Below are 23,364 nucleotides of genomic sequence, written 5' to 3'. Positions count from 1 at the left end.
TGTCGCGTTGGACAAGGGGAGAATGCCGTGCGCCTGTTCTGGATTCTGATTGCGATCGTTGCTGTCGGCATGATCATGCTGATGGTCACCGGCGGAGATGGCAATACGCTCGGGCTCGCCAATGACGAATTCGCCTCCGCGCTCTGGCTGTCGCCGCTGCTCGTGCTGGTCGCCGCCGGCGTTCTGCAGGGACAGTGCAATTTCGGCTATGTCTTCCAGTCGCTGCTGATCTGGGCGGCAATCCTGCTGGTGATTGCCGCTGCCTACATCTTCCGCAATGATTTCCGCGACATCGGCGCACGCCTCTTCGGTGGCCTCGTGCCGGGTATGACGATGACCACCACGACCGTCAACGGCGCGGAACAGGTCATCATCGGCAAAGGGCGAAACGGCCATTTTTCCGCCAATGTGGTGGTCGACGGGGTCAGCCTGCCGATGCTTGTCGATACCGGCGCAAGCCGGATAACCCTGACGGCAAACGACGCCGAACGGGTCGGCATCGATGTGCAGTCGCTCAGCTACATGACCACGGTCCAAACGGCAAACGGCACAGCGCTTGCAGCACCGGTCACGCTTGATAGCGTCGCCGTCGGCCCGCTCGTGCGGCGCAATGTCCGGGCGATGGTGGCAGGAGAAGGCAGGCTTTCCGAAAGCCTGCTCGGCATGAGCTTTCTCAGCACGCTGACCTCCGTCGACATGCGCTCCGACGAACTGCGCCTGACGGACTGACACCTCAGAAGAAAGAGTAGAAGAACCGCGCCGAGATCGTCAGCAGGAAAATGCCGAAACCGGCAGTCAGCACACGGTCGGAGACCGCATGCGCGGCGCGCGCGCCAAGCGGTGCGATCAGCATCGTGATCGGAATGATCAGCGCCACGGCAACCCAGTTCACATAGCCGGTGGAAAACAACGGCAACCCGGGATGCCCCCAACCGCCAATGATATTGCCGACGAAACTCGGCAGCGAGATCAGCACGCCGACACCGGCAGACGTGGCCACCGCCTGATGGATCGGCCGGTTATAAAGCGTCATGAAGGTATTGTTGAGCGTGCCGCCGCCAATGCCGATCAGGCCGGACAGAAGACCGATCAGCCAGCCGACACCGAAAAGCCCGGGATTTTTGGGCAAATCTTCTCCCAGACGCCAGCGGGCCGCCCCCGGATAAAGCATTTTCAAGCCGATCAGCAATGTGATCACCGCAAAGGCGGCGCGCAGCACATCGCTCGGCGAATAGGCAATGACCAGAACCGAAACGATCGCACCGAAGGGCACGGCCAGTATCCACTGGCGCAACAGTTTCATGTCGACCGACCCGCGGCGATAGTGCGACTGAAATGACCTGAGCGATGTCGGGATGATGATGGCGAGCGATGTGCCCACGCACAGCTTCATGCGAATGCTTTCGTCTACGCCGGCCATGGCAAAGGCCTGATAGAAGACCGGCACCAGCACGGCGCCGCCGCCAATGCCGAACAGGCCGGCCAGGAAGCCGGCAACACAGCCGGCAACGGCCAGCAGTCCGACAAGTTGCAGGATTTCGGAAACCGGAGGCATGCGTATTCCTCTTGTAGACCTTTCAGGCGCAATCGGAGCGTTCGGAAATATAGCTTCGGAACCGGCCGATATGTCATTAAAGCGTGATCTTCTTACACTATCCCGTTGTCAGGGCAAACGGAGATGCAGGCTGCCTGTTTATATTTGCAACAGCGCCTTCCGACACGGTTTTTATCGACATTTTATATTCCGCCCGCGCCTGTTGAGTATTTCTGTTCGAAACGACTTCGGATCACCAAGTCTTTTTTCTTTTCCTGATGCCGGCTCTTCCAGGAGCCGGCATTTTTGATGGCTTTACCCGACCGAACATCCCCGCAAACGCAAAAACGGCCGCCGAAAGCGACCGTTTTTGTTTCACAAAAGCTGCGATGTGATCAGGGGTCGAGATCGACGTCGAGGATCGCCATCGAAAAGTTGAAGGATCGGTCACCGTCTTCATCATCGAGATAGATCACGCCGATGAACTCATCCTCGCGATAGACCTCGCAGGAATCGTCCTTGCGCGGACGTGCGCGAACAGCAAAGAGGGGGCCGAACATGCGCTTGAAATAGGAGTCGAGCTTTTTGATTTCGTCTGGTTTCAAGGGATGAACTCCGTCTGGTCTTCAGGTGTTGGCGCGCTTGTGACACGCCAATGCCGAGAATGCAAATGCGCAAGTGGCAAGCAGAGAACCGGCTGTATCAGTCATCCGAACCGATAAGCTGATCCATCGAGCGGGCGGGGTCCGAACAACCGGCCGTTCCGATGACCCGGGCCGGAACGCCTGCAACCGTGGAACTGGCCGGCACCGGTTTCAGCACCACAGAGCCGGCGGCAATGCGTGAACAATCGCCAACGGTAATATTGCCAAGCACCTTGGCGCCGGCGCCGATCAGAACGCTGTGGCCGATCTTGGGATGACGATCGCCGGTCTCCTTGCCGGTACCGCCGAGCGTAACTCCCTGAAGGATCGAGACATCGTCGCCGACGGTCGCCGTCATGCCGACGACAAGCCCCGTTGCATGGTCGAGGAAAATCCCCTTGCCCATCTTCGCAGCCGGGTTGATATCGGTCTGGAACACGCTGGAGGACCGGCTTTGCAGATAAAGCGCAAAGTCCTGACGGCCCTTGTGCCACAGCCAGTGCGCCAGCCTGTGGGTCTGGATCGCGTGAAATCCCTTGAAATAGAGCACCGGCTCCATAAAACGCGAACAGGCCGGGTCGCGGTCATAAACCGCCTGAATGTCGACACGCAGGATATCGCCCCATTCCGGCCAATCCCGGCGCATCTCGTCGAAAGTCTGGCGCAGCAGGATGGCCTGGATATCGGGATGGTCGAGCCGCTCGCAGATGCGATAGACGACACAGTCTTCCAGCGAGCTGTGGTTCAGGATCGTGGAATACAGAAACGCGGCAAGGATCGGATCCTTTTCCAGGGCGCTTTGAGCCTCCGCCCTCAGGCTCGCCCAGATCGGGTCGACCGCCATAAGGTTTGTCTCGTGACTGCTCTTGTCGGGGTGTGCGGCCATCGTGGCCTCCTGTGGTTTCGGCGCCGGTCTTTGCGGCAACTGTCCTTCCAACGAAAGTCGCTTCGAGCGCGAATATAGATCACTGCGGCACGAATACAAATGCGCCGGCCATCATATTCTCGTGTCAGTCCTCGTTTTGCCCGGCCAGGAATTCCAGAACCGCCTTCTTGAACACCCTGTCGCCGACCGCCAGCATGTGGTCGCGGTTGGGAATGTCGAGCGCGATGGCATTCTGCATCTGGCCGGCCAGGGTTTGCGGCGAGCCCGCCAGATCGTCCTTGGTACCGACGCCGATCAGGGTCGGCGCCGCGATCTTGCCGATCTCTTCGCGCGCAATGTTCTGGCGCGATGTTTCGATACAGGCGGCAAGCGCCATGCGGTCGCTCTTCGTCTGGTCGGCAAAGGTGCGGAACATGCGGCCCTTCTCGTCGGTGACGTCATCAAGGGACGGCGCCCGCAGGGCAGCCGCGATCGCATCCCAATCGCCCACCCCGTCGCACAGGCCGATACCAAGACCGCCGAACACCAGCGCGCGCACCTTTTCCGGCCTGGCAAGCGCCAGATAGGCCGAAATCCGCGCGCCCATCGAATAGCCCATCACATGGGCGCTTTCGATGCCGAGATGATCGAGAAGCGCGACGGCGTCTTCGGCCATCATCGCCGGATAGTAGACAGCCGGGTCATGCGGCTTGTCGCTTTGTCCGTGGCCGCGATTGTCGAGCGCGATCACCCGGTAGCCGGCATCGCCAAGCGTCTTCAGCCAACCCGGATGCACCCAGTTGACCGCTGCCGTCGACGCAAAACCGTGAATCAGAAGCACCGGCACGCCCTCGCCCTCGTCGAAATAGGCCAGTTTGAGCCCGTCATGGGTGAACGAACTGAATTGCGGAAGATTGAGGTTCATTGCCGTCTGCTCCGTTATCGACATCGGACCGAAAGGCCTGGCAGAAACGGTCATTCAAAACCGCGCTGCAACGCAATTCGGGTACTACACATTTGCCGCGAAGAGTTATAGTGTCCGGGCCGAAAGCTCAAGGAACCGGAGATAATCATGGCTGGCCACGGGATCGCCCATTTCAAGAACGACGACGGACACAGAACCATCGAGGTGGGCGTCAAGGAATTCATGTGCGTGGGGGCATCCGCGCCCTTCGATCATCCGCATATCTTCATCGACATGGGCGACGATGACGAGGCCGTCTGTTCCTATTGCTCCACGCTCTACAAGTTCTCGCCTGCGCTTCACGGCGAGGAAACCAATCCGCCCGGCTGCGCCTACCACGTCGACGCTGCCTGACCTTTCCCTTCCGCGCGCTGGGTTCGTCGTTGCGTGGCGAAGGGTCGGGAGGAGAAAATGACGATTGCACATGCAGCCATCATCGGCGCCGGCATTGCGGGCCTGACCGCAGCGCTGGCGCTTGCACGCCATGGCATTTCCAGCGAAATATTCGAACAGGCCGACGAGCTGACCGAAGTCGGCGCCGGTCTGCAGGTCTCGCCAAACGCCGCGCGCTGCCTTGCCAAGATCGGCGTGCTTGAACGGCTCGAGAGCCAGTGGCGCGAACCGGAGGCGGTCACGCTGGCCTCCGGGAAGACCCTGCGCCAGGTCGCCAGCGTGCCTGTCGGCGAGGCCCGCACGCGCTGGGGCGCCCCCTATGGCACGCTCCACCGCTCGACCCTGCAATCGGCGCTCATCCATGCCGTTGCCGCAGAGCCGCTGTGCTCCCTGAAACTCGGCACGCGAATCGACAAGGCCAATGAGTCCCTTCTGGCCGCCAGAACGGAAAAACCCGCCGACATCATCATCTGCGCCGATGGCGTCTGGTCGCACAGCCGCCGCCAGATCAAGGGCGCGCCGGAAGCCAGATTTTCCGGCAATATCGCCTGGCGTTTCGTGCTGTCGTCGGAAGACGCGCCGGGATTTCTGAAACGCGAAAGCGTCACAGCCTATATGGGGCCGATGGCCCATCTTGTCGCCTACCCGCTGCGCGATGTCGGCGGCTTCAATCTCGTGGCCATCGCTTCCGGTGCGAGCGCGGGCGAGGCCTGGCACACCGAGGTGGACAGCAGCTGGAAAACAGCGCTGGAACGCCATTTCAAGGGCTGGCACCCGGACCTGACCAACCTGTTTTCCGCCGACAAACCCACCTTCTGGCCGCTTTATGAGGTCGGCGAAGGCCATTGGCACAACGGACGCGATACAATCGCAATCGGCGATGCGGTCCATGCAATGATGCCGTTTTCGGCGCAAGGGGCGGCGATGGCGATCGAGGACGGCTTCGAGCTTGCCGCCTACCTGTCGTCATCGATGGCAGTGCCGGAAGCGTTCGATGCCTTTGTCGCCCGCCGTAAACCGCGCCTTGCAACCCTGCGCAAACGCACCAACCTCAACAAGTTCGCCTATCACGCAGCAGGGCCGTTCAGGCTCGGACGCGATGTCGTGCTGAAACTGCGCACGCCCGATTCGCTCGCCGGGGAACTCGACTGGCTCTACGGTTACGAGGCCTATGGTCTCGACCGAATCTGAACCCGCGAATTTCATCAATCTGCCCGCCGTGGCGGGCATTTCGTTCATCTTCGTTTCAGCTTGCCGGTCCTAGACTGGCGATGTTGCCGCAATGCCACTGGCTTTGCCGGCATTATGCAACGGGGATCACCGAAACATGAAACTCCGCACTTTCATCACATCAACCGGCATCGCGATCGCCGCGACACTTTTCGCCTTTCAGGCGGAGGCGGCGGTTCGGGCCTATGCGACCTCCAACGTCAATCTTCGCGCCGGTCCCTCGACCTCCTATCCGGCCATCACGGTCGTGCCGGCAGGTGCCTCCATCCTCAACAATGGCTGCCTTGCGGACTACAGCTGGTGCGACGTGTCCTATGCCAATTACCGCGGCTGGATGTCGGCGCACTACATCAACGTGGTCTATCAGGGACAGCGCCAGGTGCTGAACCCGGGGGTTGCCTTTGCAACGGGGATCGCGATTACGGCCTACTCGCGCTCCTACTGGGACCAGTATTATCGCGGCTATCCGTGGTATCCGACCTGGGGCCGATACCCGCCGCCGCCACAGCCACGCCCCTACCGGCCTCCGCCGGGCTGGCGTGCGCCGCCGGGATGGGGCGGCCCACCGCCCGGATGGCGACCGCCGCCCGGTTACCGTCCCGGCTGGGGCGCACCGCCGCCGCATACAGGCCCGCCGCCGCACCGTCCGCCGCCCGGCGCACGTCCGCCGCAGCACCGCCCGCCACCGCAGCACCGCCCGCCGTATTACGGACCGCCGCGCCGCGATCACGCCGGCCCGCCGCCCGGCCGACCGCCGGCGATGCGCGGCCCCGGTCCCGTGCGTCGCGGTCCTTCGATGCACCCGGGAGGACGTCCCCACGGTGGAGGGCGCTTCGAGCGCCGTTGATCAAAAAAAGACCGGCGCGCCCTCCCCGGGCCGCCGGCCTTTTTACGTTCGCTGTTGCGACTGAACTTAAGCAGCAGACGCCGCAGCAAGCCCCTTTTCCAGATCCGCCATCAGGTCGTCGACATCCTCAAGTCCGATTTGCAGGCGGATGACCGGGCCATCCTCGGGCGCGGTGCAGACGGTGCGGTTGGAAAGGTTGACCGGCACGGCCAGCGATTCATATCCGCCCCACGAATAACCGATCCCGAAAATGTCGAGCGCATCGAGGAAAGCGTGCTGACGACGGCGGAACGCGCCCTCCTCCGCTTTCAGCACGAAGGAGAACAGCCCGCTGGCGCCCTTGAAGTCGCGCTTCCAGATATCGTGACCGGGAAATGACGGCAGCCCCGGATGCAGCACGCGCGAGACTTCCGGGCGTTCTTCAAGCCAGCGCGCGACGGTAAACGCGCTTTTCTGGTGATGGGCGAGCCGCACGCCCATGGTGCGAAGCCCGCGCAGGATCTGGTAGCTGTCATCGGGCGCGGCGCACATGCCGGTCCAGGTGTAATGTTCCTCAAGCTGCGCAAAGCAGCGTTCGTTTGCCGACGCCGTCCCCATCAGAATATCCGAGTGGCCGGAGGGATATTTGGTAGCCGCATTCAGCGAGAGATCGACGCCGAAGTCGAGCGGCTTGAAGAAAAGCGGCGTTGCCCAGGTATTGTCCATCGAGACGATGGCGCCCTTCGCGTGGGCCAGATCCGACAGGGCACGGATATCCTGCATCTCGAACGTGTTCGACCCCGGCGCCTCGGTATGAAAGATGCGGGTGTTGGGCCGGAACATCTTCTCGACCTCAAGGCCGAGAGCGGGATGATAGTATTCGACCTCGACCCCCATGCGCTTCAGCACGTTATCGGCAAAGCGACGGGCCGGATCATAGACCGAATCGACGATCAGGATGTGATCGCCGGGCGACAGGAAAGCAAGCCAGGGCATGGTGATGGAAGCCAGCCCCGAGGGATAGAGCAGCGTGCCGGCGGCATTCTCGATCGTGTTCAGCGCCGCGCACAGCGCATCCGTCGTCGGGGTGCCATGGGTGCCGTAGGTATATTTCTGGGTTCCGCCGACGGCCGTTTTCGCATCGGGGAACAGCACCGTCGAGGCATGCACGACCGGCGGGTTGACGAAGCCGTAGAATGTTTCCGGATCATGGCCGGCATGCGCGAGATTGGTATTATCGCCGGTACCTTTGCCGGCAGTCTTTTGTGAAGCCATGAGGATGTTCCGCTGAGTTGTGGGAAAGTGCAGTCGCCCCGTGTTTTGAATCGTCGACGCCGGGTGGTCAAGCGGCAAATATAAAAACAAAAACTACGACTAAAGGATTAGACTAATATCAGGAATACCTGCCCGAATTACCAGCACAGCTTTGCCCAGTTTTTATCTACCTGCACATTTTTTGACCGAAAGTGGACGTTTTTCGCAAATTCAGTCCATTTTTCAATGGCGAGTATTGACCATCTGGAAAATTACGACTGTGATACACGGGCTCGCACCGAGGGGTTTGCGGGCAGTTGTCGCTGCTTGACTGGAGGCTACCAGTGAAAGGCGCAACTTAAGATTTCAACGATAAACAAAGGTTGGGAAAATGAAAAAGACGCTTCTGTCTGTCGCTCTCGGCGCAGCAGTCTTCGGCCTCGGGGTCCAGGGTGCTTCGGCCGCGACGCTCGACGACGTCAAGGAAAAGGGAAATGTCACCTGCGGAGTCAGCACGGGCCTCCAGGGCTTTTCCGCGCCTGACAGCGAGGGGAACTGGTCCGGTCTCGACGTTGACTATTGCCGCGCCATCGCAGCGGCCATTTTCGGCGATCCGTCGAAGGCCAAGTTCGTTGCTCTGACCGCCACCGACCGCTTTCCGGCACTTCAGTCCGGCGAAGTCGACGTGCTGACGCGCAACACCACCTGGACGCTTTCCCGCGACACTTCGCTGGGCCTCGATTTCCGCACCGTCAACTACTATGACGGCCAGGGCTTCATGGTTCCGAAGGATCTCGGCGTTTCGTCCGCCAAGGAGCTTTCCGGCGCGGCCGTGTGCGTCCAGTCCGGCACCACGACCGAGCTGAACCTCGCCGACTACTTCGCGTCGAATGATATGGAATACAATCCGGTCGTTTTCGAAGCGCTCGAAGACGTCAACAACGCCTTCAACCAGGGCCGTTGCGATGTCTACACGACCGACCAGTCCGGCCTTTATGGCATCCGTCTGACGCTGACGGACCCGGACAACTATATCATTCTGCCGGAAATCATCTCCAAGGAGCCGCTCGGCCCGGCATGGCGCCAGGGTGACGACCAGTGGGGCGACGTCGTCTCCTGGGTTCACTTCGCCATGGTCAATGCCGAAGAATTCGGCATCACCTCGGAAAATGTCGACGAAATCGCTGAATCCTCGGACAATCCGGGTATCAAGCGCCTGCTCGGCACCGAAACCGACAGCAAGATGGGCGCCGATCTCGGCCTCGACGAAAAATGGGCCTACAACATCATCAAGACCGTCGGCAATTACGGCGAAGTCTTCGAAGCTGATGTCGGCCAGGGCAGCGAGCTGAAGATCGAACGCGGCCTCAACGCTCTGTGGACCAATGGCGGCCTGCAGTATGGCCCCCCGATCCGCTAAGCGCGATCTGTTCTGATATTGTCTCGGATCCGGCACAGGGCGGTCACCTGCCCTGTGCTCCCATAAAAATAGCCCAACACGGGCAACCGGGGAAAATATGGCTGAAACGTCAAGCAACGCTCCTTTTCAGGAGTCGCGGGTTGCCGCACTTGTTTACAATCCCGCCGTCCGCGGCTTCGTATACCAGTTCGTAACGGTTCTGGCAGTCGTTGCCTTCGTCTGGTGGGTCACCGACAACACAATTCGAAACCTCCAGGCCGCCGGTATCGCGTCAGGCTTCGGCTTCCTCGACAATCGCGCCGGTTTCGACATCGCGCAAATTCCGATCCCCTACAATAATGACATGTCCTACGGCCGTGCGCTCATGGTCGGCATCGTCAACACGATCATCGTGTCGGTGGCGGGGATCATCACGGCGACAATCGTCGGCTTCATCGTCGGCATCGGGCGGCTGTCCTCGAACTGGCTGATCGCCAAGCTCAGCCAGGTCTATGTCGAGGTGTTCCGCAACATTCCGCCGCTGCTGGTCATCTTCTTCTTCTATACCGGCGTTCTGGCGCTGCTGCCGGCCGCCCGCGACTCGCTGTCGCTGCCGCTCGATATCTATCTCAACAATCGCGGCCTCGCCTTCCCGAGCCCGGTGTTCGGCCCCGGCTCATGGCTGATCGGCGTCGCCACCATCGCTGCCGTCGTTCTGATCATCGCGATGAACATCTGGGCAAGACGGCGCCAGATGGCCACCGGTCAGCAATTTCCGACTTTTCTCTCCAGCCTTGCGATTTTGATCGTGCTGCCGGTCCTCGGCTATTTCATCGCCGGCATGCCGGTCACGTTCGACATTCCGGTCAAGGGCCGCTTCAACCTGCAGGGCGGCGCGGTGCTCGGCCCGGAATTCATGTCGCTTTATCTGGCGCTGTCGCTCTATACCGCCGCCTTCATGGCGGAGATCATCCGCGGCGGCATCCTTGGCGTCGCCAAGGGCCAGACGGAAGCGGCCAACGCGCTCGGCCTGCATCCGCGCAAGGTTACCCGCCTCGTCGTCGTGCCGCAGGCCATGCGCATCATCATTCCGCCGATGACCAGTGAATATCTGAGCCTGACCAAGAACTCCTCGCTCGCGGTCGCCATTGGCTATGCCGATATCGTCGCCGTCGGCAAGACGGTCCTGAACCAGACCGGACAGGCCGTGGAGGTGGTGACCATCTGGATGATCATCTACCTCACGCTTTCCATTCTGACATCGATCTTCATGAACTGGTTCAACGCCAAGATGGCCCTGGTGGAGAGATAAGATGGCGCACGAAATCGCATATGTCCGCAAGGAAATGCAGGAACAGCAACCTGCGCCGCAAAAAGAAGGCAGCGCAGCGCTCTGGCTGCGCACCAATCTGTTCGCCAGTCCGAAAGATTCATTTCTGTCGATCATCGCGATCGTGTTTCTGATCTGGGCTGTGCCGCCCGTGGTGGAATGGCTGTTCATCAACGCGGCCTGGACCGGCACCGACCGCACAGCCTGCGCAACGATTGCCCAGGGCGGGGCTCAGCCGGATGGCTGGAGCGGCGCCTGCTGGGCCTTCATCGGGGCCAAGTTCGATCAGATCATGTTCGGGCGCTATCCGGACCCCGAGATGTGGCGACCGATTCTCATCGGCATCGTGTTCACCGCATTGCTGATCCCGATGCTGATGCCGAAGGCGCCGCACAAGGGCTGGAACGCGCTGGCGCTGTTCATCATCCTGCCCATCTTCGCCTTCTTCATCCTTTATGGTGGCGTCTTCGGCCTTCCGGTCGTTGACACGTCGGACTGGGGCGGGCTGATGGTCACCCTGATCCTGTCTTATTTCGCCATCGCCGTATCGCTGCCGCTCGGCATCATTCTGGCGCTCGGCCGGCGTTCGAAAATGCCGGTGATGCGGACGCTGTCGATCATGTTCATCGAGGTGGTGCGCGGCGTGCCGCTGATCACCATCCTGTTCATGGCGAGCGTGATGCTGCCGCTGTTCCTGCCGGAAGGCATGACCATCAACAAGTTCCTGCGCGCCATCGTCGGCGTGTCGCTGTTCATCTCCGCCTATATGGCCGAGACCATTCGCGGCGGCCTGCAGGCCATGCCCAAGGGACAGTTCGAAGGGGCCGCCTCGCTCGGGCTCGGCTACTGGCAGACCATGCGTCTCGTCATCCTGCCGCAGGCGATCAAGCTGGTCATTCCGGCGATCGTCAACCAGTTCATCTCGATCTTCAAGGACACCTCGCTGGTCTCGATCATCGGCATGTTCGATCTGCTCGGCATCATCAAGTTCAACTTCACCGACTCAAGCTGGGCCTCGCCGGTCACGCCGATCACCGGCCTGATCTTCGCCGGCTTCGTGTTCTTCATCTTCTGCTTCGCCATGTCGCGCTATTCCAGCTTCATGGAACGCCATCTCGACACCGGTCACCGAAGCTAGCTTCGCGTATTTGAGGATAAATTCATGGTAGAAACCGTCGACACTTCTCACATGACCGTCTCGGATACCGAGGTTGCGGTCGAGATGATCCACGTCAACAAATGGTATGGCGATTTTCACGTCCTGCGCGACATCAACCTGAAGGTGATGAAGGGCGAACGCATCGTCATCGCCGGGCCCTCGGGTTCGGGCAAATCGACGATGATCCGCTGTATCAACCGACTGGAAGAACACCAGAAGGGCAATATCATCGTCGATAATATCGAGCTGACGGACGATCTGAAGAAGATCGATGAAATCCGTCGCGAGGTCGGCATGGTGTTCCAGCACTTCAACCTGTTTCCGCATCTGACGATCCTGGAAAACTGTACGCTCGCGCCGATCTGGGTGCGCAAGATGCCGAAGAAGGAAGCGGAAGAAATCGCGATGCACTACCTGACCCGGGTAAAAATCCCCGAGCAGGCGGACAAATATCCCGGCCAGCTTTCCGGCGGCCAGCAGCAGCGCGTGGCGATTGCCCGCTCGCTGTGCATGAACCCGAAGATCATGCTGTTCGACGAGCCGACCTCCGCGCTCGACCCTGAAATGATCAAGGAAGTGCTCGACACCATGGTCGGCCTTGCCGAGGAAGGCATGACCATGCTGTGCGTGACCCACGAAATGGGCTTTGCCCGCCAGGTCGCCAACCGCGTGATCTTCATGGACCAGGGCCAGATCGTCGAACAGAATTCACCGCACGAATTCTTCGACAACCCGCAGCATGAACGCACCAAGCTGTTCCTGAGCCAGATTTTGCACTGAAGCGGGACGACAGCAGAGCGAGATGGAAAAGGCGGGCTCAGCGGCCCGCTGAATTGCTGACACAGTCGAAGCCGTAGAGGTTCACATCGAAGCCGGCCGCCTCACAGGCGTCATGCTCGGGCTTGACCCGAGCATCCATTCGGCGCAGTGCCTTGAGCACAAATCCGCTTTTGCAAACGTTCGTCGTATTGCCCTGGATCCTCCGGTCAAGCCGGAGGATGACGCAGTGAAGGAAGAAAGGTTTGTCCAAAAAAGGCGCGCTTTCCGGCCTGCTTTTATGGCCGGATCAAAGCAACCCCAGCTCTGCCAGTTCGGCCCGTAATTCATCCGGCATTTCGTCGCCGCCGTCGCCGAAATCGAGGTCGCGGGGGGCGTCTTCGGCTTTCAGGTAGCGCCAGCCCTGAAACGGCTTGCGCGGCACCGGAACGGTATCGACCACCTGCGGGGCAAGCACCAGATCGCAGCGCTGGATCCCCTCCCCGTCTGTGTGGTTGGTGATGTCGAGCAGCGCCTGACGCGCGCGGATCTGGCCGCTGATCACCCAATAGAGCGAACCGCCGTCGAGCAGTTCGTCGCGCCGCTTCGGGGTCATCCGCGTGGTGTGCACGGTATGCGGCTCCAGACCGGCGGCAATCGCCGCCATGGAACGCTGCGATACCCAGCCGCGCAAATCGTCAATCCCGGTCGCGCCGACGCATAATTTCAGAAGATGAAGGCTCATGCCTCTATCAAGCGCGGCGTGGCGCATGCGTCAAGGCATTCATGCGCCGGAGATCAGCAATCCACCACATTGACGGCAAGACCGCCGGTGGAGGTTTCCTTGTATTTTTCGTGCATGTCATTGCCGGTCTGGCGCATGGTCTCGATACAATTGTCGAGCGGCACGAAATGGGTGCCGTCGCCCTTCAGCGCCAGCGAGGCGGCCGTGACCGCCTTGACCGCGCCCAGCGCATTGCGCTCGATGCAGGGCACCTGCACCAGGCCGGCGATCGGGTCGCAGGTCATGCCAAGGTGATGTTCGAGGGCGATTTCGGCGGCATTTTCCACCTGTTCCGGCGTGCCGCCCATGACGGCCGCAAGCCCCGCTGCCGCCATGGCCGAGGCAGACCCGACCTCGCCCTGACAGCCGACTTCCGCGCCCGAGATCGAGGCATTGGTCTTGATGATGCCGCCGACGGCTGCCGCCGTCAGCAGAAAATCGCGAATGCCCGCCTTTCCGGCGGAATTCTGGAATTCGCTGAAATAACGCAAGGTCGCGGGCACGACGCCGGCCGCGCCATTGGTCGGCGCGGTAACCACGCGTCCGCCGGCGGCATTTTCCTCGTTCACCGCCATCGCGAACATGGAAAGCCAGTCATTGGCCATCAGCGGATCGAACTGGTTGGAAAGCGTGGCCTGCGACAGCTTGTCGTAAAGCTGGCCGGCGCGACGGCGCACCTTCAGCCCGCCGGGCAACACGCCCTCGCCCTGCAGCCCGCGATCGATGCAGCCGTCCATCGCATCCCACAGCGCATCAAGACCCCGGTCGAGCTCTGCCCGGCCCATGCGCGCTTCCTCGTTGGCGCGCTTCATGGCGGCAATGGTCATGCCGGAGCGCTTTGCCATATCCAGCATTTCGACCGCCGAGCGAAACGGAAAGGGGACCTTTTCCGCATCGCTTTCGCCAGCGGGAAAGTCCTTCTGCTCTTTCCAGGCCGCCAGTTCGGTATCGGTCAGCACGAAACCGCCGCCGACGGAATAATAAATCTGCCGCAGCAGAACCGCACCGTCGGCATTGAGCGCATAGAAGGTCATGCCGTTGGCATGGCCCGGCAATGGTTCCTTCTTGTCGAATATCACATCCGCATCGCAGTCGAAACCATAGGCGGGATGCCCCGGCGGCTCCACCGCTCCGGCTTCACGGATTGCGGCGATAACCGCGTCCATCCGGTCCGGATCGACCGTATCCGGCCGCTCGCCGGCAAGCCCGAGAATGACGGCACGATCGGTGGCATGGCCGACGCCGGTATAGGCCAGCGAACCGTGCAGACTGACCTGCAAATGCGTGACCACCGCACCGACCGGCCGCGGCCAGTCGCTCGATACCAGAAGGTCGAGAAAACGATTGGCGGCCGACATCGGCCCCATCGTATGGGAACTCGATGGACCGATACCGATCTTGAAAACCTCGAAAACGGACAGAAACACGCCGATCTCTCCATCGTCTTACATAGATATATCCTGTTGCCGATTAGGCGGCAGACACAGCCGACGGACGCGCCCTGAACCGACATACGCGCATCGGTTCACGACACGAAACCGGTGAGAGAGCCACCGTTTCGGCAAGCGCAGGTCAACAACGAGGATATCAGAAACAAAAACAACGGCGACCTTATGGAAGACCGCCGTTGCTTCAGGAAAAATTCACAAGCTGATCAAACAGCGACAATGAGATAGGCAAGTCCGAGGACAGCACCAAAACCGATAACAGCCCGCAGGGTTACACCCCAGCAGGACTTGTGCGCGGTGTCTTCCATAATAGCTCCGATTGTCTTGACCCTAGTGCACTTTTTGGGAGGATGTGCACTGATGGTTATCGCTTTATTAAACTGTCACACAATCTGCAACGGGGTATTTCAATAAATTTCGAAAATCCGTGCTTGCATTCCCCCCGGTCTGCCGACACAACAAGCATGTCGCGTCACAACATCGGCTGCCAACCCATTGTTGGCGCCGTAAAAAAGCCGTTTTCTCGAGAGCCGGATTCATGACAGGCACAGACTTTGTCGCGCTTTGCTTTTTTCTTGGCTGCTGGTTCGTTTTCGACGGGCTGGTCAGCGGACGCTTTGCACTGATCAAACGCCAAAGCCTCACCGGCGCCATGCTGATCCACAGGAAGCGCTGGATGCAGACGGCACTGGCGCGCGATCTACGCATGATCGACACCCAGATTCTCTCGGGGCTTCAGAACGGAACAGCCTTTTTCGCATCGACTTCGATTTTCGCAATCGGCGGCTGTTTCGCGCTGATGGGCGAAGCCGACACCGCGCAGATGCTGTTTGACGATTTGCCCGGCCTGATACCGAGCACACGCGCGGCCTTCGAAATGAAAGCCTGCGGGCTGGCCGCGATCTTCGGCTATTCCTTCTTCAAGTTCGGATGGTCCTACCGGCTGTTCAACTACAACACCATTTTGTTCGGCGGCCTGCCCATGGGCGCGACGGCAGTTGAAGACCGGCAGACCTTGGCGCGCATGGCCGAACGGGTCGCAGAGGTCAACATCATCGCCGCGCGCCATTTCAACACCGGCCTGCGCGCAATCTTTCTGTCGATCGGCTATCTCGGCTGGTTCCTCGGCCCCTATTTCTTCATGGCGTCCACGGCATTCGTGTTCACGATCCTGCTGCGCCGCCAATATTTCTCGGATGCGCGCAAGACCATCCTCCAGGCCACGCTTTCCGAAAACGGGGATGCAGAATGAGCGATATTCCAACGCCCGATACCGGGGCGAAACGCCGTCGCCGGATCCATGCCATTGATGCCGCCCGCGGTATCGCGCTGGTGGCCATGGCTGTCTACCACTTCACCTGGGACCTCGATTTCTTCGGCTATGTGCCGTCGGGCCTTTCAACGCGCGGCGGCTGGGCAATTTTCGCCCATCTGATTGCCGGCAGTTTTCTGTTTCTGGCGGGCTACAGCCTCTGGATGGCACATGGAAAATCGCTCAGGCTTGAAGCGTTCGCAAAACGCCTCGGCATTCTGGTGCTGGCAAGCATCGCCATCACCATCGTGTCGTATTTCTCCACACCCAACGCGCTCATCTATTTCGGCATTCTCCATGCCATCGCCGCGGCGTCGATCATCGGGTTGCTGTTTCGGCATGTGCCGGCCGTCATAACGCTGGTCGTTGCCGTGGCCGCGACATTGCTGCCGCACGTCATTAGCTTCGACACCCTTGATCCATGGTACTTCGCCTGGATCGGCATGGCCGCACATCCGCCGTCCTCGAACGACTATGTACCGCTCCTGCCGTGGATCGGGCCGTTTCTGGCAGGCCTTGCTGTCTCGAAGCTCACGCTTTCCTGGCTGAAGCAGCAAAGGCAGCTTCCGAAGACAGAAAACCTGCTGACCTTTTTCGGCCGTCACAGCCTGATCTTCTATCTTGTGCACCAGCCACTGCTGTTCGGCCTTGTCTATGCGGCAACACTCGTGCTGCCGCCGGATCTTGCACCGGCATATCTTTCCAGCTGTCAGGCGAGTTGCGAAGCGACCGACGACGCGGCCTTTTGCCAATCCTATTGCAGCTGCACGCTTGAGTCCTTGAAGCAGGAAGGTCTGTTGGGCCCGCTGATGCGCAACCAGACCGACGACGGGGATGCGGTTGCACTCGGGCGAATAGCGATGTCATGCAGCATTCGTTAGGAAAAGGCCAGCGAGCAGAGCGGGCTCAGGTACCGACGCCGATTTCGGCGAGACGCGCAAGGCAGGTTTCCTCGGCGTTATCAAGTTCGGTCATCATCTCATCGATATCACGGCGTTTCTGGCGCAAATCCTCGCGCCGGGACTTGATCTCGTCCATGGTCTGCTTGAGTTGATCCATCTCCGTCGGCGGACGATGGAACAGCGTGAGGATATTCCGGATTTCCGCCAGCGTCAGTCCGATACGGCGGCTGCGGAGTATCTCCTTGATCAGCAGCCGTTCATTTTCGCTGTACAGGCGTGTCCGTCCACGGCGTTCGGGCTGCAGCAGGCCTTCATCCTCGTAGAACCGCAGCGTGCGCGTCGATACTCCGAATTCGCGTGTCAGTTCGGTTATCGAGTAAAATCGTCTTTGCAAAACGAACCCCCACCGTCGATGATCAAGTGACTAATTTAGTAAACGTTCCGAAATTAAATGTTAAACCACCAGGTCGCAATTCCCAAGAACGAGAAAAAGCCAATAACATCTGTGGTTGTAGTCACAAACACGGACGAGGAGATGGCGGGATCGGCGCCCGCCCGGTCGAGAAGAAGAGGGATCAGAATTCCGGCCATTGCAGCAGCAAACATGTTAATAATCATGGCAGCGGCAACAACGCCGCCAAGTTGTGGGTTATCAAACCAGTAACCAGCGACTAACGCAATTAGTAGTGCAAAAGCAAGCCCGTTAAACAACCCGACGCCGGCTTCCCTGCGAATAATGCGTGCAGCGTTGTAGATATCGAGGTCGCGGGTGGCGAGCGCGCGCACCGTCACCGTCATCGTCTGGGTCCCGGCATTGCCGCCCATGGAGGCCACCACCGGCATCAGCACCGCCAGCGCGATCATTTTGCCGATTGATTCGTCGAACAGGCCAATGACGCTGGCCGAAAGAAACGCCGTGCCCATATTGATCAGCAGCCAGCCGAAGCGCGATCGCACCGCACGCACGATATTATCGGACAGTTCTTCGTCACCAACACCACCAAGACGTTTGATATCTTCGTCCGCTTCCTCGTGAATGACGTCGACCACGTCATCAATGGTCAAGACACCAACGAGCCGGTTGTTATTGTCGACGACGGCCGCGGAAAGCAGGTCGTACTGTTCAAACACCTGCGCGGCCTCCTCCTGATCGAGCTCGGCGTCGATCGGATGGTTGGTCTCGCGCATGATCGTTTCGATCTTGACCTGCCGCTTGGTGCGCAAAATGCTGTCGAGATCGACCGCGCCGAGCAGGCGGAACGTCGGATCCACCACAAATATCTGCGAGAAGGAATCAGGCAGGTCGTCGTCCTCGCGCATGTAGTCGATGGTCTGTCCCACCGTCCAGAACGGCGGAACCGCCACGAATTCCGTCTGCATGCGCCGGCCGGCGGAGCTTTCGGGATAATCCAGAGACCGGATCAGCCGTATACGCTCGGTAAACGGCAGTCTGGCGAGGATATCCTCGCGTTCCTGATCGGCAAGGTCTTCCAGAATATAGACCGCATCATCCGAATCGAGCGCACTCAGCGCACTGACGAGCTGTTCGCTGGGCAGCGATTCAATGATGTTGAGGCGGATCGCCTCGTCCACCTCGGTAAGCGCCGTCAGGTCGAATTCGGCGCCGAGAAGGCGCACCAGCTCCGGGCGGCTTTCGTAATCGAGCGCCTCGATGACGTCGCCAAGTTCGGATTCATGAAGGCTTGCGACCTGCTCGTGCAGAAACTCGGTATCCGCTTCGGCAATCGCCTGCTGGACACCGGCCAGAAATTCGGCGCTGACCGCACCTTCCTCGTTATAGATATCACGCACCTGTTCGCGCGCTTCCGACTGACCCGGCAATTCTTCATCCAGATGGCTCATTTTGGAAACCTTTCTGTCAGCAACGCTGCCCTCACCGCGCGGTTCCAGCCGCGCTCACCTCTTAATGGGTTTCACCCGGAAATGAAATCGCTCCGGCATAACCTTTTCTTACTACGCAGATGTAACAGGTCTGGCGGAATGAACAGACAGCACTATCGGGCGAAACGGCCGAAAAGGCACGGGCCCCGCCCCGGCTTGATGCGGAAGCGCGCGCGGAACAGCTCTCCCATTGCTGCTGGCCGAGACTATTCTGCAGGATCTGGACCGATCGGCGGTCGAAGGTTCCTGCCCGTCGCCGGAATGCCGTTTGACTATCGACGGAACGGCTCCTATCAGAGTGCATCGACATGGCGGGAGCCCTTCCTTGCTGTCGTGCATCGTCTGCCGTGCGAAAAACAGATAAACTGGCAGACAAAGCGGGTAAGGTGCGAAACCCGTGATCATTCAGAGCCCGGCGCCGTCGGCAAATCAAAAGGCAAGCGGGCAGAACGCAGGCAACAGGGGAGCATGCGATGCAATCGCGAATCGGCACATTTCTGCGGATTCCGCCATGGCGACGTTGAAAAAAGGCGGAATACCGCGCGATCGGCGCTCAACGATCCGGCTTTTTGCCGTTCTGACCGTCCTGTTCTTCGGGTCTCTGGCGGCGGCAACGGTATTCGGCAGCCTGTTTATTCACGATGCAATCCGCCAGGAACGTCAGCAACAGGCCGAAGCACGGGCGGAAGGCTTTGCCAAGGCCCTGAAGACGATTTTGCAGATGACGGACAATGTCGGCCGCGCGCTGATCTCGACCTTCGACGACGGCAATCCCGATATCTACCGCACATCCGTGAGCACGTATCTGGCAAGTGCACCGTGGACAAAGGCTGTTATTCTGCGCGATGACGGCGCTAGCATCGTTGTGCCTCAGGCAATGTCCGATGCCATGCTGGCCCTGCCGGTTCCCTCCGAAGACGCCGACGGGCGCAAGATTTTCGGCCCCTACACGCTGCAAAACGGCGAGCGGGTTCTGGTCTATCGCTACGCTTCCGCCAACGGCAATCTCGAACTTGTCGTCGGTTTCGAGGCGATCCTCGAAGCCATTGGCCTGCTTGAACTGGAAGCAACGACACAGTTGAGCGTGCAGACCGCCATTGCCCCCGACCCGACCGAAATTGCCTCTGTCGGCGATGATATGCCACTGGAAAACGCCGCCCGCCAGAACATAAACATCGCCAATGCCCGATGGACCGTCAGCGTCTCGCCGCGTGCACTTTCCGAAGGTCCGTTTGACTGGATTCTGGCATTCCGCCTCGCCGTCGGCCTTTTGCTGCTGGTTTTCGTAGCACCCCTGGCGGCCTTGCTGATGCTGCTCAGGGCGCGCCTGCGCGACAATATCAATATTCGCCGCAGCATGATGGAGGTGGAAAACCTCTCTCTCCATCTCGATGTTGCGCTCAACGCCTCCAATATCGGCCTGTGGGAACATGATATGGAGACCGGCGAGCAGATCTGGGACGACCAGATCCTGAGAATCTACGGTATCGAGGGGCAAAGCAACATACAGAGCTTCGAAAGCTGGCGCGCGTGGCTGCATCCCGAAGATCGCACACGTTTCAGACGCTTCAGCTGGGAAGCCATCAAAAAGAACAATGGTTTCCGCAGCGAATACCGGATCATCGACGCCGACGGCCAGGAAAAGACCATTCGCTCGGCCGGAAACGCCTATCGCAGCGCCGACGGCCGCCGCAAAATCGTTGGCGTCAACTGGGACGTTTCGGCCGACAAGGTTCTTCAGGAAGCATTGAGCGAGGCCAAGGTGCGGGCCGAAGCCCAGAATGTTGCGCTTGAGGACGCTCGCGCGCGGATGGAGCAGATCGCGCTTCAGGACACGCTGACGGGCATTCCCAACCGGCGCCATTTCGAAAAACGCCTGGAGGCCGCGCAAACCGGCGATGCACTGCCGGAAGGCATGCGGATTGTGCTTATCGACCTCGATGGCTTCAAGACCATCAACGATACGATGGGCCATTTCTTCGGCGACGATGTTCTGCGCTATGCCGCCGATATCTTCACGAAAAATCTCGGCCCGAACGACTTTCTGGCCAGAACGGGCGGCGATGAATTCGTTGCCCTGATGCCCGCCGACAGCGATGCGGAGAGCTTTGCCGCAGCGGTTGAAGCTGCGTTTTCGAAGCCGGTGCATATCGCCGGACGCATGTGCAGGCTCGGCGTCAGCCTCGGCATCGCGACAGCGCAGGATTCAAGGGATTCCGCTTCCGATCTGCTGATCAAGGCCGATCTTGCCCTCTACGAGGCGAAGAACCGCGGACGCGGGCGCACGGTCAACTATACCAGCAATCTGATGGACAAGACATTTTCACACAAACGTCTTGTCGATGAAATTCAGGAAGCCGTCGAGGCAGGAGAAATCACCGCCCACTACCAGCCGATCTTCGATGTCGAAACATCGACGATTGCGGGGGTCGAGGCGCTGGCCCGCTGGCAACATCCGCGCCGCGGCCTGCAGGAACCGAAAATCTTCCTCGGCGTGGCCGAGCAGCTCGGCCTGCTGCATGAAATTGACGATACCGTCTTCCGAAGGGCGCTTTCGACAATGGAGCGCTGCGCGGCGGACGGCATGCCGCTATCCGGCATATCCGTCAATATTTCCGCCCAGCGCCTGCGCGATCCGCAACTCCTCGATCAGCTCTCCGCCCTCGGCCTGCCGGCAGGCGTCGTAAATTTCGAACTGCTGGAATCCATCCCTTTCGACAGCCCCGATTCCGAATTGATCAAGACGGTCAACGCCATCAGAAAGCTTGGCATCGGCATCGATCTTGACGATTTCGGTTCTGGATACGCCTCTCTCGTCGGACTGACCCGGGTCCGACCGGACCGGCTCAAGATTGCCGGACAGCTCGTGGCGCCGATCATCGATTCAGAGGAAAGCCTGCTGATTGTCGAAACGATTGCCCGCATCGCCAGGTCCTTCGGCATCGAAGTCATCTGCGAAGGCGTGACATCGCAGGCCCATGCCGAGAAGCTGAAAGCGCTGGGCTGCGTTCTGCAACAGGGCTATTATTTCTCGCGGCCGATGGATGAAGATCAACTCATCGCGTTTCTGCGCGCCCGCAGCAGCCCGGCATAAATGGCACTGGAATTTCCAGCCTGCCGTGTCTGCATCCGGCGACATGCACGATGCGCATACCTTCTATGCCGAGATGGCACTGCACATATCACAAGAAAAAACGTATAAAGAGATCAACACAGTGATTGAGCCGAAATCAAAACGATTTGATGAACGTTAGATCACTTGGCCCGGTCTCCGGGTGGAAATTCGAAGCCGCGCACTCCTCCTCCTCCCAGCGCGCTTCGATGGGTTGACGGCGCTCCTCCTCCCAGTCGTCGACCAACGCAAATGACGCTCACCGGATCCTCCTCCCCCGGTGAGCGTTATTTTTTTGCGCTCTTCAAAAGCTGCCTTTCACTTTCTTCACCTCTACGCACGGACAAAACCAATCCCTTTGCGGTCGCATCCGGCCAGGCTCTGAAACGTCATGCGCTGCATGCATGGCGGCTTTACCGTAACCCCACTGACTGCCTCGAACCGAATGAACTATATCCAAGTCATCAGAGATTGAGGCGCAGGAAAACTAAAGCGCCAAAGAAAAGAGGAGAGAAGATCATGAGCATGGCTCGTTCGTTCAACAACTGGATCAAGTATCGTCAGACCGTTTCCGAACTCGGTCGCATGAATGCACGCGAACTGTCCGACCTCGGCATCAACCGCGATGACATTCGCCGCGTTGCTCGCAAGGCCGCATTCTAAGCGCCTTTAAAACGCGATCTGCAAAAGCCCCACGCCGAACCCCGGCGCGGGGCTTTTTTTTGTGCCAGAAGGCCAGCAATCCGGCGCTTTCAGCGCCATGCACGCGCTGCATAGCGGCTTTACCGCAAACCCACTGACTGCCTCGCACCGAATGAACTATATCCAAGTCATCAGAGATTGAGGCGCAGGAAAACTAAAGCGCCACAGAAAAGAGGAGAGAAAATCATGAGCATGGCTCGTTCGTTCAATAACTGGATCAAGTATCGTCAGACCGTTTCCGAACTCGGTCGCATGAATGCACGCGAACTGTCCGACCTCGGCATCAACCGCGAAGACATCCGCCGCGTTGCCCGCAAGGCCGCATTCTAAGCGATATTAAAACGCGATTTGCCAAAGCCCCACGCCGCATCCCGGCGCGGGGCTTTTTTTGGTTTGCGACACGACCGGCCTTGTATGAACTTGAATTCATCAAGTATGGATGCCTCAAAACTGTCCATCACGGTCAATGAGGCCGAAAAATATGCAACCTATTGCACAAATGCATGGCAGTTGCATAAAAACCGCACAAGACCTTCAGCGGGTTCCATTGTATTTTCCGCTCAAAATCAATGCAGCACAAACGCTGCCGGAAAATTCGAGGAAACACCCATGCATCCCTTCCACTTCACCATGAAATGGTTCAGCTACCGTCGCACCCGCGCACAGCTGCGCAACCTGACTGCAGCCGAACTCAAGGATATCGGCCTGCTGCCGAGCGACATCGATCGTGTCGCATCGCGCGCATTTCGCTGAAATCAGCTGGAATGACAGTTTCGAAACGGCGCCTCAGGGCGCCGTTTTGCGTTTGGCGCCGCCAGTCCGCATCTTGCCTTCCGGAGTGCAGCGAC

The 23,364-nt window shown here is 59.5% G+C and carries 23 protein-coding genes; 14 read left to right on the top strand and 9 right to left on the bottom strand.

Going from position 1 to position 23,364, the window contains the following annotated elements; genetic code table 11:
• Positions 1-27 precede the first annotated feature (27 nt).
• A complete protein-coding gene (locus ABID12_RS06140; protein WP_354433500.1) occupies positions 28-729 on the top strand; it encodes a TIGR02281 family clan AA aspartic protease in 702 nt (233 codons plus the stop codon).
• Positions 730-733: 4 nt separating this feature from the next.
• Here the strand turns inward: ABID12_RS06140 and ABID12_RS06135 are convergent, their stop codons facing one another.
• From ABID12_RS06135 to ABID12_RS06120, 4 genes are all read right to left on the bottom strand, one after another.
• Entirely contained in the window at positions 734-1,555 is an 822-nt protein-coding gene (locus tag ABID12_RS06135; protein WP_106304889.1) for a sulfite exporter TauE/SafE family protein, read from the bottom strand.
• 374 nt (positions 1,556-1,929) lie between these two features.
• Positions 1,930-2,139: a DUF3126 family protein gene (locus tag ABID12_RS06130; protein ID WP_106304892.1), complete on the bottom strand. Its 210-nt coding sequence runs from the start codon at positions 2,137-2,139 to the stop codon at positions 1,930-1,932.
• Between the two features lie 97 nt (positions 2,140-2,236).
• Positions 2,237-3,064: a serine O-acetyltransferase gene (gene cysE, locus ABID12_RS06125; protein WP_319520424.1), complete on the bottom strand. Its 828-nt coding sequence runs from the start codon at positions 3,062-3,064 to the stop codon at positions 2,237-2,239.
• 124 nt (positions 3,065-3,188) lie between these two features.
• Positions 3,189-3,968 carry an alpha/beta fold hydrolase gene (locus tag ABID12_RS06120; RefSeq protein WP_354433499.1) on the bottom strand — a complete coding sequence of 260 codons (780 nt, stop codon included), beginning with the start codon at positions 3,966-3,968 and terminating at the stop codon, positions 3,189-3,191.
• 147 nt (positions 3,969-4,115) lie between these two features.
• Between ABID12_RS06120 and ABID12_RS06115 the strand changes: the two genes are divergently transcribed.
• The 3 genes from ABID12_RS06115 (at position 4,116) to ABID12_RS06105 (ending at position 6,477) form a co-directional block, all read left to right on the top strand.
• Positions 4,116-4,361: a zinc-finger domain-containing protein gene (locus tag ABID12_RS06115; RefSeq protein ID WP_106304901.1), complete on the top strand. Its 246-nt coding sequence runs from the start codon at positions 4,116-4,118 to the stop codon at positions 4,359-4,361.
• A 57-nt stretch (positions 4,362-4,418) separates the two neighbouring features.
• Positions 4,419-5,591, top strand: a complete 1,173-nt coding sequence (locus ABID12_RS06110) for an FAD-dependent monooxygenase (RefSeq protein WP_354433498.1) — start codon at positions 4,419-4,421, stop codon at positions 5,589-5,591.
• A 136-nt stretch (positions 5,592-5,727) separates the two neighbouring features.
• Complete coding sequence (locus ABID12_RS06105; protein WP_354433497.1) at positions 5,728-6,477, top strand: SH3 domain-containing protein; 750 nt, start codon at positions 5,728-5,730, stop codon at positions 6,475-6,477.
• A 66-nt stretch (positions 6,478-6,543) separates the two neighbouring features.
• Here ABID12_RS06105 and ABID12_RS06100 read toward each other — a convergent pair whose 3' ends face one another.
• Positions 6,544-7,731, bottom strand: a complete 1,188-nt coding sequence (locus tag ABID12_RS06100) for a cystathionine beta-lyase (protein ID WP_319517144.1) — start codon at positions 7,729-7,731, stop codon at positions 6,544-6,546.
• A gap of 370 nt (positions 7,732-8,101) precedes the next feature.
• On the opposite strand from ABID12_RS06100, the gene ABID12_RS06095 reads away from it, so the two are divergent.
• The 4 genes from ABID12_RS06095 (at position 8,102) to ABID12_RS06080 (ending at position 12,378) form a co-directional block, all read left to right on the top strand.
• Entirely contained in the window at positions 8,102-9,130 is a 1,029-nt protein-coding gene (locus ABID12_RS06095; RefSeq protein WP_106304913.1) for an amino acid ABC transporter substrate-binding protein, read from the top strand.
• A 97-nt stretch (positions 9,131-9,227) separates the two neighbouring features.
• Positions 9,228-10,421 carry an amino acid ABC transporter permease gene (locus ABID12_RS06090; RefSeq protein ID WP_354433496.1) on the top strand — a complete coding sequence of 398 codons (1,194 nt, stop codon included), beginning with the start codon at positions 9,228-9,230 and terminating at the stop codon, positions 10,419-10,421.
• Between the two features lie 34 nt (positions 10,422-10,455).
• Complete coding sequence (locus ABID12_RS06085) at positions 10,456-11,577, top strand: amino acid ABC transporter permease (protein ID WP_435528183.1); 1,122 nt, start codon at positions 10,456-10,458, stop codon at positions 11,575-11,577.
• Between the two features lie 24 nt (positions 11,578-11,601).
• Positions 11,602-12,378 carry an amino acid ABC transporter ATP-binding protein gene (locus ABID12_RS06080; RefSeq protein ID WP_106304921.1) on the top strand — a complete coding sequence of 259 codons (777 nt, stop codon included), beginning with the start codon at positions 11,602-11,604 and terminating at the stop codon, positions 12,376-12,378.
• 286 nt (positions 12,379-12,664) lie between these two features.
• Here ABID12_RS06080 and ABID12_RS06075 read toward each other — a convergent pair whose 3' ends face one another.
• Complete coding sequence (locus ABID12_RS06075; protein WP_354433494.1) at positions 12,665-13,099, bottom strand: DUF1489 family protein; 435 nt, start codon at positions 13,097-13,099, stop codon at positions 12,665-12,667.
• 53 nt (positions 13,100-13,152) lie between these two features.
• The gene (locus ABID12_RS06070) at positions 13,153-14,565 is read right to left on the bottom strand and encodes an L-serine ammonia-lyase (protein ID WP_354433493.1); all 1,413 of its coding nucleotides are present in this window, start codon (positions 14,563-14,565) and stop codon (positions 13,153-13,155) included.
• A 559-nt stretch (positions 14,566-15,124) separates the two neighbouring features.
• Between ABID12_RS06070 and ABID12_RS06065 the strand changes: the two genes are divergently transcribed.
• Together ABID12_RS06065 and ABID12_RS06060 are read left to right on the top strand one after the other, a co-directional pair.
• The gene (locus ABID12_RS06065) at positions 15,125-15,838 is read left to right on the top strand and encodes a DUF599 domain-containing protein (RefSeq protein WP_354433492.1); all 714 of its coding nucleotides are present in this window, start codon (positions 15,125-15,127) and stop codon (positions 15,836-15,838) included.
• The gene (locus ABID12_RS06060) at positions 15,835-16,779 is read left to right on the top strand and encodes an acetyltransferase domain-containing protein (protein WP_354433491.1); all 945 of its coding nucleotides are present in this window, start codon (positions 15,835-15,837) and stop codon (positions 16,777-16,779) included. Before ABID12_RS06065 ends, ABID12_RS06060 begins: the two co-directional genes overlap by 4 nt.
• Positions 16,780-16,804: 25 nt before the next feature.
• On the opposite strand, the gene ABID12_RS06055 is transcribed toward ABID12_RS06060, so the two are convergent.
• A complete protein-coding gene (locus ABID12_RS06055) occupies positions 16,805-17,194 on the bottom strand; it encodes a MerR family transcriptional regulator (RefSeq protein WP_106304938.1) in 390 nt (129 codons plus the stop codon).
• 53 nt (positions 17,195-17,247) lie between these two features.
• Entirely contained in the window at positions 17,248-18,663 is a 1,416-nt protein-coding gene (gene mgtE / locus ABID12_RS06050; RefSeq protein ID WP_106304941.1) for a magnesium transporter, read from the bottom strand.
• Positions 18,664-19,213: 550 nt separating this feature from the next.
• Between mgtE and ABID12_RS06045 the strand changes: the two genes are divergently transcribed.
• The 4 genes from ABID12_RS06045 (at position 19,214) to ABID12_RS06030 (ending at position 23,269) form a co-directional block, all read left to right on the top strand.
• The gene (locus ABID12_RS06045) at positions 19,214-21,796 is read left to right on the top strand and encodes a putative bifunctional diguanylate cyclase/phosphodiesterase (protein ID WP_354433490.1); all 2,583 of its coding nucleotides are present in this window, start codon (positions 19,214-19,216) and stop codon (positions 21,794-21,796) included.
• Positions 21,797-22,333: 537 nt separating this feature from the next.
• Positions 22,334-22,477 carry a DUF1127 domain-containing protein gene (locus ABID12_RS06040; RefSeq protein WP_081725736.1) on the top strand — a complete coding sequence of 48 codons (144 nt, stop codon included), beginning with the start codon at positions 22,334-22,336 and terminating at the stop codon, positions 22,475-22,477.
• A 225-nt stretch (positions 22,478-22,702) separates the two neighbouring features.
• A complete protein-coding gene (locus tag ABID12_RS06035; RefSeq protein ID WP_106304947.1) occupies positions 22,703-22,846 on the top strand; it encodes a DUF1127 domain-containing protein in 144 nt (47 codons plus the stop codon).
• Between the two features lie 84 nt (positions 22,847-22,930).
• Positions 22,931-23,269, top strand: a complete 339-nt coding sequence (locus ABID12_RS06030; RefSeq protein WP_354433489.1) for a DUF1127 domain-containing protein — start codon at positions 22,931-22,933, stop codon at positions 23,267-23,269.
• Positions 23,270-23,364: the final 95 nt, after the last annotated feature.

Source organism: Martelella mangrovi, assembly GCF_040545495.1.
GTDB lineage: Bacteria > Pseudomonadota > Alphaproteobacteria > Rhizobiales > Rhizobiaceae > Martelella > Martelella mangrovi.
This window is presented reverse-complemented; position numbering and strand designations above follow the sequence as displayed.

Coding starts and splice junctions, on each gene's coding strand:
- ABID12_RS06105 (WP_354433497.1), top strand. CDS start 5,728: ATGAAACTCCGCACTTTCATCACATCAACCGGCATCGCGATCGCCGCG.
- mgtE (WP_106304941.1), bottom strand. CDS start 18,663: ATGAGCCATCTGGATGAAGAATTGCCGGGTCAGTCGGAAGCGCGCGAA.
- ABID12_RS06085 (WP_435528183.1), top strand. CDS start 10,456: ATGCAGGAACAGCAACCTGCGCCGCAAAAAGAAGGCAGCGCAGCGCTC.
- ABID12_RS06115 (WP_106304901.1), top strand. CDS start 4,116: ATGGCTGGCCACGGGATCGCCCATTTCAAGAACGACGACGGACACAGA.
- ABID12_RS06135 (WP_106304889.1), bottom strand. CDS start 1,555: ATGCCTCCGGTTTCCGAAATCCTGCAACTTGTCGGACTGCTGGCCGTT.
- ABID12_RS06075 (WP_354433494.1), bottom strand. CDS start 13,099: ATGAGCCTTCATCTTCTGAAATTATGCGTCGGCGCGACCGGGATTGAC.
- ABID12_RS06120 (WP_354433499.1), bottom strand. CDS start 3,968: ATGAACCTCAATCTTCCGCAATTCAGTTCGTTCACCCATGACGGGCTC.
- ABID12_RS06100 (WP_319517144.1), bottom strand. CDS start 7,731: ATGGCTTCACAAAAGACTGCCGGCAAAGGTACCGGCGATAATACCAAT.
- ABID12_RS06030 (WP_354433489.1), top strand. CDS start 22,931: ATGAACTTGAATTCATCAAGTATGGATGCCTCAAAACTGTCCATCACG.
- ABID12_RS06035 (WP_106304947.1), top strand. CDS start 22,703: ATGAGCATGGCTCGTTCGTTCAATAACTGGATCAAGTATCGTCAGACC.
- cysE (WP_319520424.1), bottom strand. CDS start 3,064: ATGGCCGCACACCCCGACAAGAGCAGTCACGAGACAAACCTTATGGCG.
- ABID12_RS06090 (WP_354433496.1), top strand. CDS start 9,228: ATGGCTGAAACGTCAAGCAACGCTCCTTTTCAGGAGTCGCGGGTTGCC.
- ABID12_RS06060 (WP_354433491.1), top strand. CDS start 15,835: ATGAGCGATATTCCAACGCCCGATACCGGGGCGAAACGCCGTCGCCGG.
- ABID12_RS06095 (WP_106304913.1), top strand. CDS start 8,102: ATGAAAAAGACGCTTCTGTCTGTCGCTCTCGGCGCAGCAGTCTTCGGC.
- ABID12_RS06110 (WP_354433498.1), top strand. CDS start 4,419: ATGACGATTGCACATGCAGCCATCATCGGCGCCGGCATTGCGGGCCTG.
- ABID12_RS06045 (WP_354433490.1), top strand. CDS start 19,214: ATGGCGACGTTGAAAAAAGGCGGAATACCGCGCGATCGGCGCTCAACG.
- ABID12_RS06080 (WP_106304921.1), top strand. CDS start 11,602: ATGGTAGAAACCGTCGACACTTCTCACATGACCGTCTCGGATACCGAG.
- ABID12_RS06040 (WP_081725736.1), top strand. CDS start 22,334: ATGAGCATGGCTCGTTCGTTCAACAACTGGATCAAGTATCGTCAGACC.
- ABID12_RS06065 (WP_354433492.1), top strand. CDS start 15,125: ATGACAGGCACAGACTTTGTCGCGCTTTGCTTTTTTCTTGGCTGCTGG.